The organism is Nonomuraea sp. NPDC049646 (assembly GCF_044465525.1).
Taxonomy (GTDB): domain Bacteria; phylum Actinomycetota; class Actinomycetes; order Streptosporangiales; family Streptosporangiaceae; genus Nonomuraea.
The window spans coordinates 218,386-233,569 of record NZ_JBITLU010000014.1 but is presented as its reverse complement, the minus strand read 5'-3'; the positions used below and the strand labels follow the sequence as shown (position 1 = coordinate 233,569).

Annotated in this window: 14 protein-coding genes; 12 read left to right on the top strand and 2 right to left on the bottom strand. The window is 72.1% G+C overall.

The genetic code is table 11. The annotated features are described in order from the left end of the window. Nucleotides 1–10 precede the first annotated feature (10 nt). Both ACIBQ8_RS36170 and ACIBQ8_RS36165 read right to left on the bottom strand, forming a co-directional pair. Nucleotides 11–1,615, bottom strand: coding sequence for an amidohydrolase (locus tag ACIBQ8_RS36170; protein WP_397194308.1), 1,605 nt, complete (start codon nt 1,613–1,615; stop codon nt 11–13). A gap of 50 nt (nt 1,616–1,665) precedes the next feature. Next, the gene (locus tag ACIBQ8_RS36165; protein ID WP_397194307.1) at nt 1,666–3,042 is read right to left on the bottom strand and encodes an NAD(P)/FAD-dependent oxidoreductase; all 1,377 of its coding nucleotides are present in this window, start codon (nt 3,040–3,042) and stop codon (nt 1,666–1,668) included. A gap of 107 nt (nt 3,043–3,149) precedes the next feature. Here ACIBQ8_RS36165 and ACIBQ8_RS36160 point away from each other — a divergent pair, with 107 nt between their 5' ends. The 12 genes from ACIBQ8_RS36160 (at nt 3,150) to ACIBQ8_RS36105 (ending at nt 15,096) form a co-directional block, all read left to right on the top strand. Next, entirely contained in the window at nt 3,150–3,917 is a 768-nt protein-coding gene (locus tag ACIBQ8_RS36160; protein ID WP_397194306.1) for an ACT domain-containing protein, read from the top strand. 442 nt (nt 3,918–4,359) lie between these two features. Next, nucleotides 4,360–5,820, top strand: coding sequence for a recombinase family protein (locus ACIBQ8_RS36155; RefSeq protein ID WP_397194305.1), 1,461 nt, complete (start codon nt 4,360–4,362; stop codon nt 5,818–5,820). Between the two features lie 547 nt (nt 5,821–6,367). Beyond that, nucleotides 6,368–6,613 (top strand): hypothetical protein, encoded by a 246-nt coding sequence (locus tag ACIBQ8_RS36150; RefSeq protein WP_397194304.1) that lies wholly within the window; start codon nt 6,368–6,370, stop codon nt 6,611–6,613. Continuing rightward, complete coding sequence (locus ACIBQ8_RS36145; protein WP_397194303.1) at nt 6,610–7,434, top strand: hypothetical protein; 825 nt, start codon at nt 6,610–6,612, stop codon at nt 7,432–7,434. Before ACIBQ8_RS36150 ends, ACIBQ8_RS36145 begins: the two co-directional genes overlap by 4 nt. A gap of 34 nt (nt 7,435–7,468) precedes the next feature. Continuing rightward, nucleotides 7,469–7,675, top strand: a complete 207-nt coding sequence (locus ACIBQ8_RS36140; RefSeq protein WP_397194302.1) for a hypothetical protein — start codon at nt 7,469–7,471, stop codon at nt 7,673–7,675. A gap of 76 nt (nt 7,676–7,751) precedes the next feature. Further along, complete coding sequence (locus tag ACIBQ8_RS36135; RefSeq protein ID WP_397194301.1) at nt 7,752–8,105, top strand: hypothetical protein; 354 nt, start codon at nt 7,752–7,754, stop codon at nt 8,103–8,105. 5 nt (nt 8,106–8,110) lie between these two features. Then, complete coding sequence (locus ACIBQ8_RS36130) at nt 8,111–8,389, top strand: hypothetical protein (protein WP_397194300.1); 279 nt, start codon at nt 8,111–8,113, stop codon at nt 8,387–8,389. A gap of 115 nt (nt 8,390–8,504) precedes the next feature. Then, entirely contained in the window at nt 8,505–8,876 is a 372-nt protein-coding gene (locus tag ACIBQ8_RS36125; protein ID WP_397194299.1) for a hypothetical protein, read from the top strand. Nucleotides 8,877–9,097: 221 nt separating this feature from the next. Continuing rightward, nucleotides 9,098–10,807 (top strand): hypothetical protein, encoded by a 1,710-nt coding sequence (locus tag ACIBQ8_RS36120; protein WP_397194298.1) that lies wholly within the window; start codon nt 9,098–9,100, stop codon nt 10,805–10,807. Between the two features lie 34 nt (nt 10,808–10,841). Beyond that, entirely contained in the window at nt 10,842–13,025 is a 2,184-nt protein-coding gene (locus ACIBQ8_RS36115; protein ID WP_397194297.1) for a hypothetical protein, read from the top strand. A 261-nt stretch (nt 13,026–13,286) separates the two neighbouring features. After that, entirely contained in the window at nt 13,287–13,574 is a 288-nt protein-coding gene (locus ACIBQ8_RS36110) for a hypothetical protein (RefSeq protein ID WP_397194296.1), read from the top strand. 19 nt (nt 13,575–13,593) lie between these two features. Continuing rightward, entirely contained in the window at nt 13,594–15,096 is a 1,503-nt protein-coding gene (locus tag ACIBQ8_RS36105; protein WP_397194295.1) for a hypothetical protein, read from the top strand. The last annotated feature ends 88 nt before the right edge of the window (nt 15,097–15,184 follow it).

Here is a 15,184-nt window from a genome sequence, read left to right as displayed (position 1 = left end):
CCTTCGCGCGTCACCGGCCGTGCACCGCCACGCCGTCGACGAACGTCATGCGCACCCGCGTCGTCCAGATGTCGGCCGGGGGCAGCTCGAAGGGGTCGCGGTCGAGCACCACCAGGTCGGCCGGGCGGCCGGGGGCGATCACGCCCGCCGGCGAGCGGTTGATCCAGGCCGACCCCTCGGTGTACGCGCTCAACGCCGTGGCCAGGTCGAGGCGCTGGCCGGGCAGGAACGGCGTCTGCGCCGTCGGGTAGCCCGCGTGCACCGATCCGCCCGGTTCGGTACGGTTCACCGCCACGTGCATGCCCTGGATCGGGTCGGCGTCGGAGACCGGCCAGTCGCTGCCCGCGCAGAACCGGGTGCCGTGCGCCTGGAGATCCTTGAAGGGGTACTGCCACGACGAGCGCGGCTCACCCAGGAACGGCAGCGTCAGCTCGTCCATCTGGGCGTGGTGGGTGGCCCACAGCGGCTGCAGGTTGGCCGTGACGCCCAGCGCGGCGAAGCGCGGCACGTCGGAGGGCTCGATGATCTGCAGGTGGGCGATGTGGTGGCGGTTGGCCGGGTCGGTGCCCTCGAAGCTGTCCAGGGCCTCGCGCACGGCGCGTTCGCCGATGGCGTGGAAGTGCACCTGGAAGCCCAGCCGGTCCAGCTCGGCGACGTACCGCTTGAGCTTGCCGGGATCGACGTAGGACAGGCCCGTGCCGCCGCACCGGCAGTACGGCTCCAGCGTCGCGGCGGTGAAGTTCTCCGTGATGCCGTCCTGCATGATCTTGACCGAGGTGGCGGCGAACCGGTCCAGCCCCTCGGCGGCGGCCCGCCTGCGGACCAGGTCCTCGATCTGGTCCTCGCCGCGCGTCCTGTCCCACCACAGCGCGCCCACCACGCGGGCGCGCAGCCGGCCCGCGCGGGCGGCGTCGAGGTAGGTGGGAAGCTGGTCGTCCGAGCCGGCGTACGAGCCCACGATGGCGTCCTGCCAGCCGGTGACGCCCAGCGAGAACAGGTGCCGCTCGGCCTCGGCCAGCGCGCGGGCCTGGTCCTCGGCGGTGGGCCGGGGGGCCAGCAGGCCGACGAGGTCCATCGCGCCCTCGTGCAGCACACCCGAGGGGGTGCCGTCGGCGTCGCGCTCGATCCTGCCGTCGGCGGGGTCGGGGGTGTCGCGGGTGATGCCGGCCAGGTCGAGGGCGCGGGAGTTGACCCAGGCGGCATGGTGGTCACGCTGGATCAGGTAGGCCGGCCGGTCGAGGAAGTCGAGCTGAGAGCGGTGGGGGAGGCCGTTGGGGAAGGCTGACATGTCCCAGCCTCCGCCGTCGATCCACTCTTTTTCTGGATTTTTCGTGGCGTAGTCGGAGATCTTGGCAATGTAGGCGTCTAGGCCGAAAATCTCTGACAAGTCGCACTTTGCTCGTTCGAGTCCGGCTTGTACCGGGTGCATGTGCGCGTCGATGAAGCCCGGGGTGAGCAGGCCGCCGTCCAGATCGACGGTGTCGTGGCCGGGGGCGCTGCGGGACAGCTCGCCCTCCGGGCCGACGGCGGCGATCACCCCGTCCCGCACCAGCACGGCGTCGCGCCGCACGGCGCCGCCGATGAAGGCGCCTCCACCACGGAAGAGGATGTTCATGGAGGTTCTCCCTTTCTCAGTGCGGTTCTCAGTGCGGGGTCAGTGCGGGGTCAGTGGCCGGTGATCAGGTCGGCGAAGCGGGCCAGGGCCGAGGTGCGGGGCATGGAACGCTCCCGGTGGTCGGCCACCCGGTACAGGCGGTACATCGCGTGCACCCCCATCCAGCGCAGCGGCTCGGGCTCCCAGGAGCGCACCTTGCGCCCCACCCACGGCAGGGACGTCAGCTCCGTCTCCTCCCCGAGTATGAGATCACGCAGGGTGCGTCCGGCGAGGTTCGTCGTGGTCACGCCGTGTCCGGTGTACCCGCCGGCCCAGCCCAGGCCGGTCGCGCGGTCCACGTGCACGGTCGAGCACCAGTCGCGCGGCACGCCCAGCACGCCCGACCAGGCGTGCGCGACCGAGGAGGAGCGGGCCGCGGGGAAGAAGTCGACCAGGAGGCGCCACAGGGCCTCGACCGTCCACTCGTGGGTGCGGCCGCGGGCGTCGATGCGGGAGCCGTACAGGTAGGGACGGCCCCGGCCGCCGAAGGCGATGCGGTCGTCGGCGGTGCGCTGGGCGTACATGTAGTAGTGCGCGAGGTCGCCGAGCAGTTCGGCGCCCCGCCAGCCGACCTCGTCCCAGAAGGAGGCGGGGAGCGGCTCGGTGACGATCATGGAGCTGTTCATGGGCAGCCACTGGCGGCGCAGGCCGTTCAGGCGGGCGGTGAAGCCCTCGGTGGCGCGGATGACGTACGCCGCCGTGACCGTCCCGTACGGGGTCACCGCCCGGCCGGGGGCGATCTCGGTGACCGGGGTGCGCTCGTAGACCGGGACGCCGAGGCTGCGTACGGCCCCGGCCAGCCCCTGGGCCAGCTTGGCGGGCTGGATGCGGGCGCAGTGGGGGCTCCAGGACGCCGCCAGGGCGCCCGCCACGCGTACGTGCTCCGAGGGGTCGGCCAGGCGCAGGTCGGCCTCCTCGATGCCCCAGGCGCGGGCGGCGGCCACCGAGGCGCGCAGCCGGTCGGCCTGGGCGGGGGTGCGGGCCACGTTCACCACGCCGCCCTTGACGATGTCGCAGTCGATCGACTCGTTCTCGCAGACCGCGATGACCTCGTCGATGGAGGCGTACATCTCCCGCTGCAGGCGGCGGGCGTCCGAGCCGTACCGTTCGTGGGAGCCGGCCAGGTCGCCGGTCAGCCAGCCGCCGTTGCGTCCCGAGGCGCCGAACCCGGCGAACTCCTGCTCCAGCAGCACCACCCGGAGCGAGGGCCGGGCCTTCTTGAGGTAGTACGCGGTCCACAGCCCCGTGTAGCCGGCTCCGACGATCGCCACGTCGGCCTGCAGGTCGCCGTCGAGTCGCGGACCGGGCTCCGGCACCCCGGACGAGCGGTACCAGAAGGACACGTCACCGTTGACGAATCCGGACGACAAGGGAACTCGCGCGTTCATGGCCCCATATCCTGCTATATCGGGATTAGGTGGCGCATCTCACGACGAAATTCGTGATGAAACCCGTCGGTAGCGGGCATGTAACACGTCCCAGGCATGCTCCTCGTATGGGATTCTTGCGCATCCGGACCACGGTGGACGAGCGACCCGGACGGCTGGCCTCGCTGGCCTCGGCCCTGGCCGCCAGGGGCGGCAACATCCTCGGCCTGAGCGTCCAGTCCGACGCCGACGGCACGGTCGACGAGTTCGTGGCCGACATCCCGGCGAGCCCCGAGGCCGTCCGCGAGGCGCTGGAGGCCGCCGGCGGCCGCCGCGTCCAGGTGGTCCCCGCCACCGCCCACGAGCTGACCGACGAGCCGACCAGGGCGCTGCTGCTGGCCTCCCGGCTGCGTTCCATGCCCTGGCGGCTGCCCGAGCTGCTGGCCGAGCTGCTGCGCGCGGACGACGCCCGGTGGATCTACGGTGAACCGGTGAACGACCTCCCCGACCCGACCCTGCTCGTCGTGCCCGTGGCGCGGCGGCGCGCGGTCCGCCTGCGCCGCACCGGGCTGCCGTTCACGCTGACCGAGGCCGCCCGCGCGGCCTCCTTCGCCCGCCTCGCCCAGCCCGCGCCCGGCCAGACCCCGTCCGAACACGCGCTGAAACTGGCCGACGGCGCCGAGGTCACCGTGCGGCCGCTCACCACGATCTACCGCGAGGCCGTGCGCGACCTGCACGACAGGTGCTCGCCCGAGGCCCGCAGGTTCCGCTACTTCACCTCGATGCCCGCGCTCCCGCCGCGCACGTTCGACCGGCTCTGCGACCGCGGCAGGGGCTTCTCGCTGGTCGCCGGGCACGACGGTCAGGTGGTGGCGATGGCGAACCCCATGTATTAATATTCACCTAGGGCGAGACCCTAGGTGAACGCGGCACTTTCCCTTTGCACCTAGGGATAAACGCCCTAGGGGGGATCCAGATCTGCAGTGGTACGTCATACGCTGAGGCCGCCCCTCGATCACCTGACGCGCCCGCTGGAGACTGGATGCACGTCCCCCAAGGCATCTGTGCGCGCCCCTACGGCCCCGTGCGCGCCGATCGGCCCCCCGTGCGCCCCGAGAGCCGCACCGTGGGCTCTCAGCCCCTCAGTGGCTCAATCAGAGCCTCAAGCGGGCCTCCCCGCCCCCCGCGCCCACCGGCGGCCCCGGCCGCTCCCCGGCTCCCCTCGGCCCCTCCCCGCCGCCACGGCGCTGGCGCCCCGCCCGCCAGCTCGGCCGGCGCCCCCGGCCACCACCCGCCCCATACCTGCCGCAGAGGCCGCGGTGGCGGGCGGTAGCCGCCATGGCGCGACTGGAACGCACCGGCCTTCGCTGGGGCATCTACGCACGCCTATCGGCCGACAAGCGCAAGGGCACGGAGCTGGAGGAGATCGGCGTCGGCGCCCAGATCGAGGAGGTGAGGCAACGGCTCATCTCCGTGTGGGATCCCGACGGGCAGATCATCGACATCTACGTCGACAACGACGTCCCCGCCAGTGGCCGGATGACCAAGCGCAAGCAGCGGCCCGAGTACAGGCGGATGCAGGCCGACGCCAAGAGGGGCCGCATCCAGGCCGTGGGCGCCTACCACGTCGACCGCTACACGCGGCGCCCCAAGGAGTTCGAGGAGCTCGTCGACATCCACGACGCGCACGGCACCATCTTCGCGTCGCTGCACGGGGACATCGACCTGACCACCCCGGCAGGCAGGCTGTTCGCCCGCATGCTCTCCAACTACGGGGCCTATCAGGGCGAACACAAAGTCGAGCAAATGAAGACCGCATATGCGGCGCTGGCACGATCCGGGAAGAGGCATAGCGGCGGCATGAGGTGCTACGGCTATTCGGAAGACGATAAAGAACTCATCGCGGAAGAGGTCGACATTATCAAGGAGGCGGCCGAACGCGTTCTGCCGCCCAATCCGGAATCAATGCGGTCCCTGGTCCGTGAATTCGCCGAGCGCGGTATCAAATCCAGCACCGGAAAGGACTGGACCCAGACCGCGCTGCGCCGCCTGCTGGAGAATCCGCGCCTGACCGGCCGCCGCCTGTACCGCGGCGAGGTGGTCGCCGAAGAGGTCTTCCCGCGGGTGTTCACCGACGAGGAGCACGCCAGGATCGTGGCGTTCCTGACCGACCCGGGCCGGCGGACGTTCGACGAGCGCCGCACCTACCTGCTGTCCGGCGGTATCGCGCTGTGCGGCAAGTGCGGCGCCCGCCTGCAGGCCCAGCCGTCCAACAGCAAGCGCCGCGGGTACGTGTGCCGTAAGCGGCCGCCGTATGCCGGCTGTGGCGGCATACGGATCATGGCCGAGGAGTTCGAGGCGTACGTGGCCGCCGAGGTCCTGGCCCACTACGCCTCCCCGAAGGTCAGGCAGAAGATTGTCGCGGCAGCCTCGCCCGGCACCGAGGGGTCGGCGGCGCAGCGCATCGCGCAGCTGGAGGAGCGCCTGGCGGAGCTCGGCCGTGAACGAGCCCGCGGTGAGATCGACCCGATCGCCTTCCGTGCCGCGCAGAACGTGCTGCAGGACGACATCCGCAAGCTGAAGGGCAAGATCGTCGAGGCGGAGCGGCTGGCCGGCCTGCCTGCGCAGTTGCCCACCACTCCGGCCGCGCTGGCCGAATGGTGGCTGGACGAGAACACCAGCATGGAGCAGCAGCGGGCGCTCATCATGGCCGTGCTCGACCATGTCACCGTCGGGCCGGTGATCATGCGGGGCAACAACGAGTTCGAGCCCGAACGCATTAACTTCGTGTGGAAGTGATCGGGTAATCGTGAGTAATTCCCTCATGGCGAGGTGTGAAGGGTTAGCCTGATTCCGCTGTAGATCCTGGGGGAAAGCAGCGCGCCCACGAGGTCCGGAGGCCGCCCCTCCGGCATCGAGGAGTGCCGATGGTTGATGCCCGCATGCTGGCGTCGATGATCGAAAGCGCCATCGAGCGCAATCCGGAACGCATGGCCAGTGACGAGGCGATCATCGTCTTCGTCCAGACCGTGCAGGGGGATGAGTAGGCGGAGTGCCCGTTCCGCGCGGGAAACGCCCAACACGCCCAAGTTCAGTAAGGCCCCGAAATTCTTCACCAAGAGTTTCGGGGCCTTCTGTTTTCCAAGGCCAGCCCACACCTAGACCTGTCACAGGTTGCTGCGCCCCACCACCTAACCGTAGTGTCCATCATGCAAACAGGCGCGAGGCCGCCCTGCCCTCGGCCACCCCCGGCGCGGCCACAGCACCCAGCCCCGCACCAACCCCTGTACTCCGCGCTCGCCGTCCCGGCCCGCCGCACCCCGGGCACCCGTGACCAGGGAGAACGATGGCCCGCGTCATCCGCGACTTCGTCGAGGCCGCCGACCTGCAGCAGCACGACTACATCCACGACGCCCTCGCCCCCGGCCGCGTCCGCTCCGTCAACCCCACCTCGACCGGCGCCATCGCGGTCGTCGTGCGCCTGGACTCCGGGACGGATATCTTCGCCAGCCACCCCCCTACCCGGAAGCTGGACGTCAGCCGGCGCATCGCCGCCCGGCGACACCACCTGAGACTGGTGGAGCACACTTGAGCCGCATCGTGTTCCTCGCGACCACGCGCACAGGCAACGACCACCGCCGCCACGAGCTGGTCGAGCTGGCCCTCATCGAGCGCGCCGACACCGGCCGCGAGACCACCCACGCCTGGTGGATCCGCCCCACACGCCTGCCCGACGCCGACCCCGCCGAGCTGCAGCGCACGAAGTACTTCGACCGCCCCCAGTCCCAGTACGCCGAGGACGCCGTCGCCATCGACCACCAGCTCGGCGGCGTGGCCACCGCCGTCGACCCGCGCACCGTGGCCACGACCGTCTCCAAGCACCTGTTCGGTGCCACCGTCGTCACCGTCGACCCCGCCCACGACCTGCCCTTCCTGTCCCGCTACCTGACCGGGTTCGGCCAGCTGGCCGCCTGGGCCGCCAGCTACGACATGACCCCCGCCGCCCGCTGGGCCATGTACGGCCTGCGCCACGGCTGGTACGCCGCCGCACGCCATGCCGGCCTCGACGCCATCGCGCCCCCGCCCCTGGACTACGACCTGCTCGACAGCCACCCCGGCGACCCGTTCGTGGCGGCCGCGATCATGGGCGTGCCCCCCGCTGAGCTGGCCCAGCCCGAGACCGCCCTCACCCGCGCCGGGCTCGCCCGCGCCCTTTGGGACCGCATCACCACCAAGCCGGCCCCGCTGCCCGACCCGCGCCCGTCCAGCCCCCCCATCACTGATCCGCCCGGCACGCGCTTGCCCGACCCGCCGGCCGCGCCGGCGAGCTCCACGGCCGCCCCGCCCCCCTCGCCCTCCGGCGGCAGGCACGGCCTCGACGCCACCCGCGTCATGGACACCACCAGCCCGTGACGCGAACCTGACTCTGCGCGAAGGGGTTGTCACAGTGAGTGCATTTGTGGTTCTCTCCTGCGAGCAGCAGATCGACGACGACGGCTCATGTACCGCCCGGTACCGCGCCGAAGTCGCCGACGTCGACGCCGCGCGCGCCCACGCCTCCCTCAAGGGGTGGACCTACGACGGCACCATCGACCGCTGCCCCATCTGCGCCCAAGCCCGCCCCCGGCCCACCCTCGCGACCACGGCCCTGTAAGGCATTCGCACTCCTCCGCCACCCCCGCCACCGCGCCGCCAGGGAAAGGGCTCGAATCGAAGAGGAGAGCATTTCCGTGAAGTACTACGTCGTCGGTTACAACCTGCCCGAAATCGAACCGAAAAAGATCTGGGCCGACGACTTCCGTATCGGGGCTGACGGCCACTGGATCGAATTCGTCTCGGGCGGAACGACGACCGCCTATGTGCGTACCGAGACCGTCCTGGCCATCGACTGCCACTGGGAGGCGTCCACGCCCGGCGAAGGAGCGCTCGCCGAGGCCCTGGGCCGGAGCGGCCCGGCCACCCCCTCCGCGTCGTCCGGCCCTGGAGCATCCCAGCCGTCGCCGGCGCCCGCCGCCGGGCCCGTCGAGGCCTCCCTGCGCAGGCCGGTCGACCTCGGCCGCCAGGTGGCGCCGGTGCCCGCATGAGCGGCATGGGAGCTGACAGCCTGGTCGGTGTCGTCCTGGCCGCCGCCTGCGGCGTCAGCTGGACGGCGGCCGTCCTGAGTGCGCGCGGCGGGGCCGTCCTGGACGGCTGGCACCTGCTGGTCACCGGCGCCCCCGGTGGGGAACGCCGCCGCTCACGGAGCCGCGGCCTGGGCATCGCCCTGCACCCTGTCACCGCGCTGGTCGCTGTCACGCTGTTCGCCGCTCTCATCGTCGGCTACCACGCGGGCAGCTTCCTGGCCCTGTACGCGGCGGGTTGTTCATGACCCTGCCGCGCCAGCGGCTGCGGCCAGGCGTGGCAGGCCGGGCCCGCCGGGCCGCCCCGTCAGGCGGCCGGCTCCGGCCGTGGCTTCACCGGTGCGCGCGCGGGGGTGCGCACCGGTGAGAAGCACGCGCCGGACGCCGAACGCCCGCACCGCCAAGGACGTGGTGCGGGCGTTCGGTGAGCTCGACCTGCGCGGTGACCTGCCTGACGGCACCGGAGGCGTCAACAACACCCTGGACTGGGACGTGGCCCGCATGGTCGCCGATGACGCTCGCGAACGGGGCGATCTGACCTGGGCGGACCTGGCCAGGGAGGCTGCCACCGCGGTCCTGGCCGAACCTCGTCCCGATCTTCTGCGAGCTGACCTCGTCCACGCCTGCGCCGTTCTGCTCGGCTGGCTCTACTGCCTCGACCGCCGCCAGGCGCTCACCGAGCCGGTCCGGGTGCCGCGGCGGCGCCGGATGCTCCAGCGCCGGGCCCGCCGCTAGATTCGTTTCATAGCCCTGTCCGGGCCGCGACCATGATGCGGCCTGGGTGGGGCTTTTTTCTTCTCGCGTCACTCAAATCCGTCATGTAGCGCAAAACGCCCGGCGCGCGTCTTTAGTGTGGACTGCAATTCCCGCGCCCCCGGCAATAGCATGCTATTGTCCGGCCCTATGAGACACCTATCAGTGAACTTCCGCCCCTCATCCGGTGTCTGCGTGCGCTCATGAGCGGCGACAGCTTCCACCTCGGCGACGTGCCCGAAGGTGCCACCGTCCGCCTGCCGCGCAAGCCCGGCGCCGCACCGCCCAAGGCCCCGGCCGGCCAGGCCGCCCCCGCCCCCGCCCCCGCCCCCGCCCCCGCCCCCGCCCCCGCCCCCGCCGCCGACACCGCGGACACCACTGGCGCCACAGCCGACCCCGAGGAGGTCGTCGAGGTTTCCCACTCCTACGCCGACGACGACCCCGACGACCAGCCCGACGAACAAGACGCCGACCCCGACGACGACCCTGACACCGGCCTGCCCATGGGACAGATCGCCATCCTCGGCGCGTCCGCAGTCGTCCTCGGCGGCTGGGCCCTGGCCGAGTACGTCGGCACCACGGCGCTGCTGTGGGCCGGAGGGGCAGCCACAGCAGGAGCCGGCGCCCTCGGCTACTACCGCCACCACCGCAACCACCCCCGCGACGGCCGCCCCGGCCCCGCCACCGGGCCGAGGCGCACCGCCCGAGGCGGCGCCGGCCTAGCGGGGCTGACCCTCGGCACCGGCCGCTCCGGCAGAGGCAACCAGCGGCGCATGACCTTCGGCAGCCCCAGCCCCAGCGGCAGCGGCACGCCCGGCCGCCGTAGCCGGTCAAGCGCTCTGGGAATGGCCGGCTCCGCCCGCCGCCGCGCGGGCGGCTCGAGCGCCAGCGGCGGCCCCCGCGCCACCGGCGGCCGCTCCGGCAGCCCCGGCCGCTCCGGCAGGGGAGGGGCCGGTGCCTTCCGCACCGCCCCCGGACCGCGAGGCCGCGGCCGATACACCTTCCCCCGCGACCCCAGCAGCCGCCGCCGCCCAGACCTCGGCCGGCCTCCCGGCACAGGCTCGCGCCAGGCCCCAGGCCGCTGGCCCCGGGCACGCCGCGCCGGCCGCGCCCTGCGGACCGGCGTCGGCCGGGCCCGCACCTACGGCCGCGCCCTGGACGCCGAATGGACCACGGCCGCCGGCCACCTCGGCCGCCGCCTGGCCCTGTGGGCCGACCGCCGCACCGGCCAGCGCGTGTCCACCGCCTGGGCACAGATCACCGCCGGCGGCTGGCGCGCAGCCCGCACCACGCTGCGCGGCCACTACCGCGCCTGGGAAAGCGAACTCCTGGCCGCGCTGGTCGGCCTGACGGCCTGGCTGTCCACGCCCCTGCGCAACCGGGCCCGCCGCACCGCCGACAGCCTCACCACCGGCAGCTCCAGTGGCAACGGCCAGCCCTCCACCGACCCGCCGGCCAACACCCCCAACGAGCCCCCGCCCGCCACCACGCACCTCGCGCCCGCCAACCCGCCGACGCCACTCACCCTCACCCGGAGGTACAGCACCATGTCCGCCAACACCCGCGTCCGCGGCGGCGTCTCCCCGCTCGTCGTCATCTCCCAGGAGATGGTCGGCGCCATGGCCAGCTACTGGCCCACCGACATGTGGGACGTCGGCGAGGACATCCGGCAACTGCACCAGGTGCCCGAGTTCATCGCCGCCGCCTTCAGGCTCTACGCCAAGAACCTGCTCGATCACTACCCGATCGAGCCCAAGGCCGTCGAGCTGCTGTTCGAGCTGTTCCAGGCGATCGCCAAGACCGGCGCCATCGCCGCCGAGCTCAACACCGTCTACCGCCAGCTCCACGCCGCCGACATCAAGCGCGACGAGAACCCGCGCACCAACGAAGGCGCCTGGAACGTCCGCCGCTGAACCGCCGGCCAATTCGCACCAGAAAGGGGGGCCAGTGCCCGCCACATCCACCAAGCGCAGGGCCACCTGGTCCCCCCAGCCCACCGGGCCGATCGCCGGATCGGCCATGGGACTCCTCGGCGTCGCAGCACTGTCGGTCATCGCCCAGGCCGCCAACCTGCCCGTGATCGTGCCCGCCGTGGCCACCGGCGTGTGCTGCCTGGGCAGCATCGCCCACTCCGCCGACATCGGCGCCCACACCCCCACCCTGCTGTACCGGCTGCTGTGCGTGCTCGGCGCCGGCAGCTGGCTCACCTACACCGTCGCCGTCGCCGACGGACTGCCCAAGACCAGCCTCATCTGCCTCGGCCTCGGCGTGCTCACCGCGGGCGTGCTGTCGCCGCTGTTCCGCCACAAAGGACCGGCCACCAGCACCGGCCGGGCAGGCGGAGCCATCCTGCACCGCAAGACCGCCGCGCTCGCCCGCGAGTGGGAGCAGCGGGTGCTCAACGTCGCACGCATCCGCATGCAGGTGCTGTCCATCCGCTGGTGGGACAGCAAGGCCGGCTATAGCATCACGGGCTTCATGTACGGCGGCGCCACCCGCGGCCAGCTCGCCAACTTCCAAGACCAGCTCGCGTCTGCGGCACGGCTGCCTGACGGGTGCGGCGTCGAGGTCGACCGGCGCGACCGCGGCCGCCGCAACGAGGTCGTCCTGCACGTGGCGACGGTCAACAAGCTGACCGAGGACGTCGAGTTCGGCCACAAGCTGGAGATGCGTTCCTTCAAGGAGCCCAAGGCGGTCGGCTCCTTCCGGGACGGCTCGCCGGTGCTCATCCGGATGCGCCAGACCTCGGCGCTGATCACCGGTCAGCGCGGCTCCGGCAAGACCACCCTGCTGCACGGCCTCACCTACCGGTGCGCCATGTGCTACGACGGGCTGGCCTACCACCTGGACCTCAACGCCGGTTCGCTGTCGCAGCCCTGGCTCCAGCCGTGGCTGGACGACATCACCGACCGGCCCGCGATCGACTGGGCCGCCGCCGACATCGACGAGGGGCTCGCCCTGGTGGCCTGGCTGCTGGACGTGGCCAAGGACCGCAAGCACACCTACCGCCACCTGAAGATCAAGCACAACGCGTCGCTCATGCCGATCGGCACCGGCGCCGCCGGCGAAGGCCCTCCCGCCCTGACCCTGTTCGCCGACGAGGGCGCGGAATTCCTCGCCCCCGGCAACCGCGACCCCGCCAAGGTCGAACTGCGCGAAATGCTCGAGGAACTGCAGCGGGTCGGCCGGGACGCGGCCGTCAACGTCGTCGTCTCCGCCCTGCGCGCCACCCAGGACACGATCGCGGCCAACATAAAGAAGCAGTCCACCTTGCGCATGGGCATGTTCGTCATGGACGAGGAAGAGCTGAACTACCTGTTCGGCTGGGGCGCCCCGATCTCCGTGGAAGACCTGTACGGGCCGGGCACCGGCTTCGTCCAGTCGCCCGAGATCGGCACCCGCCCCTTCAAGGCTGGCAACCTCTTCCCCGAAGACGTCGAGCCGCACGACCCCCGCTACAACATGGTCGGCAAGGCCGCCGTCTTCATCGCCAACAACCGGCCCGACGTGGACACCCCGGCCGCCGCGATCGGTGGCCGCAACTACGCCGAGCGGTGGGAGCGCATGCGGGTGGCCTTCACCCGATCCACCGACCTGGCGGTCACCGACGACCAGCCCCGCCCGGCGGCCGAGCGGCCCAGCACCGCGCTGACCGCCCCTGCGAGCCCGCCGGCCCAAGGCGGACGGCCCCGGCTCACCGTCGTGCCGAACAACCCCGACGACTGGCCCAACCCCGCCGACATCGCCGCGCAGGCATCCAGCCGCGCCCCGGCCTTCCCCACCGGCGGGGAACAGCCCACCTGGACAGCCGAGCAGGTCCCCGCCCCGGCCGCGATCGGCGACGGCCGCGAGCACCTGCCGCGCATCCTGCTGGCGTGCCTGGACGCCTTCGCCCAGGCCCGCGATGACCGCATGCACTCGGCCACCCTGGCCGCCGTGCTCGGCATCAGCCAGGACACGCTGGCCGACCTGCTGCGCCCCCTGGGCGTGCGAACCCTGCCCAACGCCTTCAGCCGCTCCGGCGTCAAGCTGCGCGGCTACGCCCTCGAAGACCTCCAGGACGCTACGGAGCGTATCCGTCTCGGGCAGGTCCACGTGCCTGAGGAGGTGGCGCGATGGGGCGCCGCCTGACTGCCACAGGGGAGCATGGGTCCACGTGGCAGGTCCACAGGGGGCCATGGACCCCCGTGGACGCTCCCACCAGCGCAAACACCTCACGTATGGGAGGTGTGGCAGGCCACGCGCCCCCCGGGTGCCCCCGGGAGAACCGCCGGGGACCCCCCACCCCTCGGCCTGCCACGTGGACCCACACCTCCCACACCGGCGGCCGGGCCCGGCGCCCGCCGCCCTCCAGCAGTCCGTCACCCACCGTCACGACAGGAGACCTCGACCATGCACATCTCGTACCTGGAGCCTCTGGAACTGCGCGGCCGCCTGCTGGTCGTGGCGTGGCTGGAAACGCTCGCCGCCCTCGCCTCGACCATCACCGCGGCGATCTCCGCCAGCAGCGCCCAGACCCTGGGAGCGCTGGCCGTGGGCGTCACCCACACGATGATCACCCTGGTCGTTCTGATCATCTCCGCGCTCTACGTCATCAGCCGTTCGCACACCCCGCGCACCCTGCGTCTTCTCCGGTACGCGTGCGCAGCGGCCGCCGTCATCGCTTTCATGTCCCTCTAACCGACCCCCGAGGATGGAGATGTTCCTACGCAAGATCACGCCGGAGGAGGCCGAGGCCCGGCGCCTGCGTGCGCTCGCCGACGCCGCCGAGGCGCAAGCCCGCATCGACCAGGCGCACGCCGACGGTGCCACCGCCCGAGCGCGTGCGCACGCCACCGAGGTCCATGCGCAAGCCGAGGCCGACAAGGCGCACGCCGCCGCCGAGAAGCGCCGGCTGCGCACGGACCTGGAACTGGCACCCCTGCGCGACGCGCACGCCAAGCTCCAGACCGCCCAAGCCGAGGAGGAGCGTGCTCACACCGAGGAGCGGCGTGCGCACCAGCGCAAGCTGATCCGCAAGGCCCGCGAAGCACTCACCGGACGGACGTTCGTCACCCTCGCCTTCGCCGGCGTCAACGGGGTCGCCATCTGGGGCCAGGGCAAGGCGTACGGCGGAACGTGGGACGCCTGGTTCAAGGCCGGCGTGCTGGAGTGCATCGCCCTGGCCGTGGGGTGGATCGGCCACCAGGCGCTCGTCAACGGCCGTCCGGCCCGCGGCAAGCGCCTGGCCAGCTACGGCATCGGCCTCTACATGGCCGTGGTCAACTACTCGGCGTTCGCCCACGACTGGAGGCCAACGCCCCAGGCCGCAGGGGTGGCGCTGTGCAGCCTGATGTCCCCGTGGCTGTGGGGCATGTACTCCCGCCACGTCCACGCGGACAAACTGGATGATGCGGGCGTGACCCCGCAGCGCGCACCGGACTTCCCGCCCCTGCGATGGCTGATGTGGCCAGGCGAAACCCTCGCCGCCTACCGGTGGGGCGTGCGCGAGGGAGTCAGCGACTGGCGCACGTGCGTGGAGGGCTGGAAGGCCGAGCAGGACCACAGGCGCACGGCCGAGCTGGCCGAGGCCGAGCGCGTGCGCATGGCCGCCCAGGCAGAGATCGACCACAGGCGCATGATCGCTGAGCAGATGCGCATGAACGAGGAGGGCGAGCGCACGCGTGCGCTCATCGACGGAGTGCGGCACGACCTCATGCGCACCTACGGCCACGTGGCTACCGCCGACATGATCGCCACCGCGCTGCTCGGGCCACCCCCAAGCGCACGCCCGCTGGAGGGCCCGCACGCCGACCCGCATGACCCGCACGACCCGCATGACCCGCACGACGGCGACGACGATCCCCGAGACGAGGACGATGAGGACGACGAGGACAAGCTGCCGGAGCTGCCCGCGCTGCCCGACCCGGCGGAACTGCCGGCCATGGACGACCGGCAGAAGCTGACCCGCGCCCGCATCACGGTGTTCCTGGCGCGCGAGCAGGGCATGGACCTGCGCGGCCGCGGCGCCGAGCTGGCCCGCGCCTACGCCATGCAGCCGCGCTGGGGCCAATACCGCGTGAAGGAGGAATCCCGGCCGCTGTTCGCCTTGCCCGGACACGTCGCCAAGGACGGCGACGAGCACGACGAACAGGACGAGATACGGGAAGGGGGCGGCGAGGACGACCAGGATGCCGGCCAGTGGCAGGAGGCCGCGCAGTGACCTCCACCCCGCCGCCCCCGGAGGCCGGCACCCGGCGGACGGGTATCGCGCGGTGAAGGGGGCCGTCGCCGTGCCGGACCTCTACAAT

What these genes read in the sequence shown, in the direction of transcription:
- ACIBQ8_RS36170 (WP_397194308.1), bottom strand. Translation starts at nt 1,615, where the DNA reads ATGAACATCCTCTTCCGTGGTGGAGGCGCCTTCATCGGCGGCGCCGTG.
- ACIBQ8_RS36165 (WP_397194307.1), bottom strand. Translation starts at nt 3,042, where the DNA reads ATGAACGCGCGAGTTCCCTTGTCGTCCGGATTCGTCAACGGTGACGTG.
- ACIBQ8_RS36160 (WP_397194306.1), top strand. Translation starts at nt 3,150, where the DNA reads ATGGGATTCTTGCGCATCCGGACCACGGTGGACGAGCGACCCGGACGG.
- ACIBQ8_RS36155 (WP_397194305.1), top strand. Translation starts at nt 4,360, where the DNA reads ATGGCGCGACTGGAACGCACCGGCCTTCGCTGGGGCATCTACGCACGC.
- ACIBQ8_RS36150 (WP_397194304.1), top strand. Translation starts at nt 6,368, where the DNA reads ATGGCCCGCGTCATCCGCGACTTCGTCGAGGCCGCCGACCTGCAGCAG.
- ACIBQ8_RS36130 (WP_397194300.1), top strand. Translation starts at nt 8,111, where the DNA reads ATGGGAGCTGACAGCCTGGTCGGTGTCGTCCTGGCCGCCGCCTGCGGC.
- ACIBQ8_RS36120 (WP_397194298.1), top strand. Translation starts at nt 9,098, where the DNA reads ATGAGCGGCGACAGCTTCCACCTCGGCGACGTGCCCGAAGGTGCCACC.
- ACIBQ8_RS36110 (WP_397194296.1), top strand. Translation starts at nt 13,287, where the DNA reads ATGCACATCTCGTACCTGGAGCCTCTGGAACTGCGCGGCCGCCTGCTG.
- ACIBQ8_RS36105 (WP_397194295.1), top strand. Translation starts at nt 13,594, where the DNA reads ATGTTCCTACGCAAGATCACGCCGGAGGAGGCCGAGGCCCGGCGCCTG.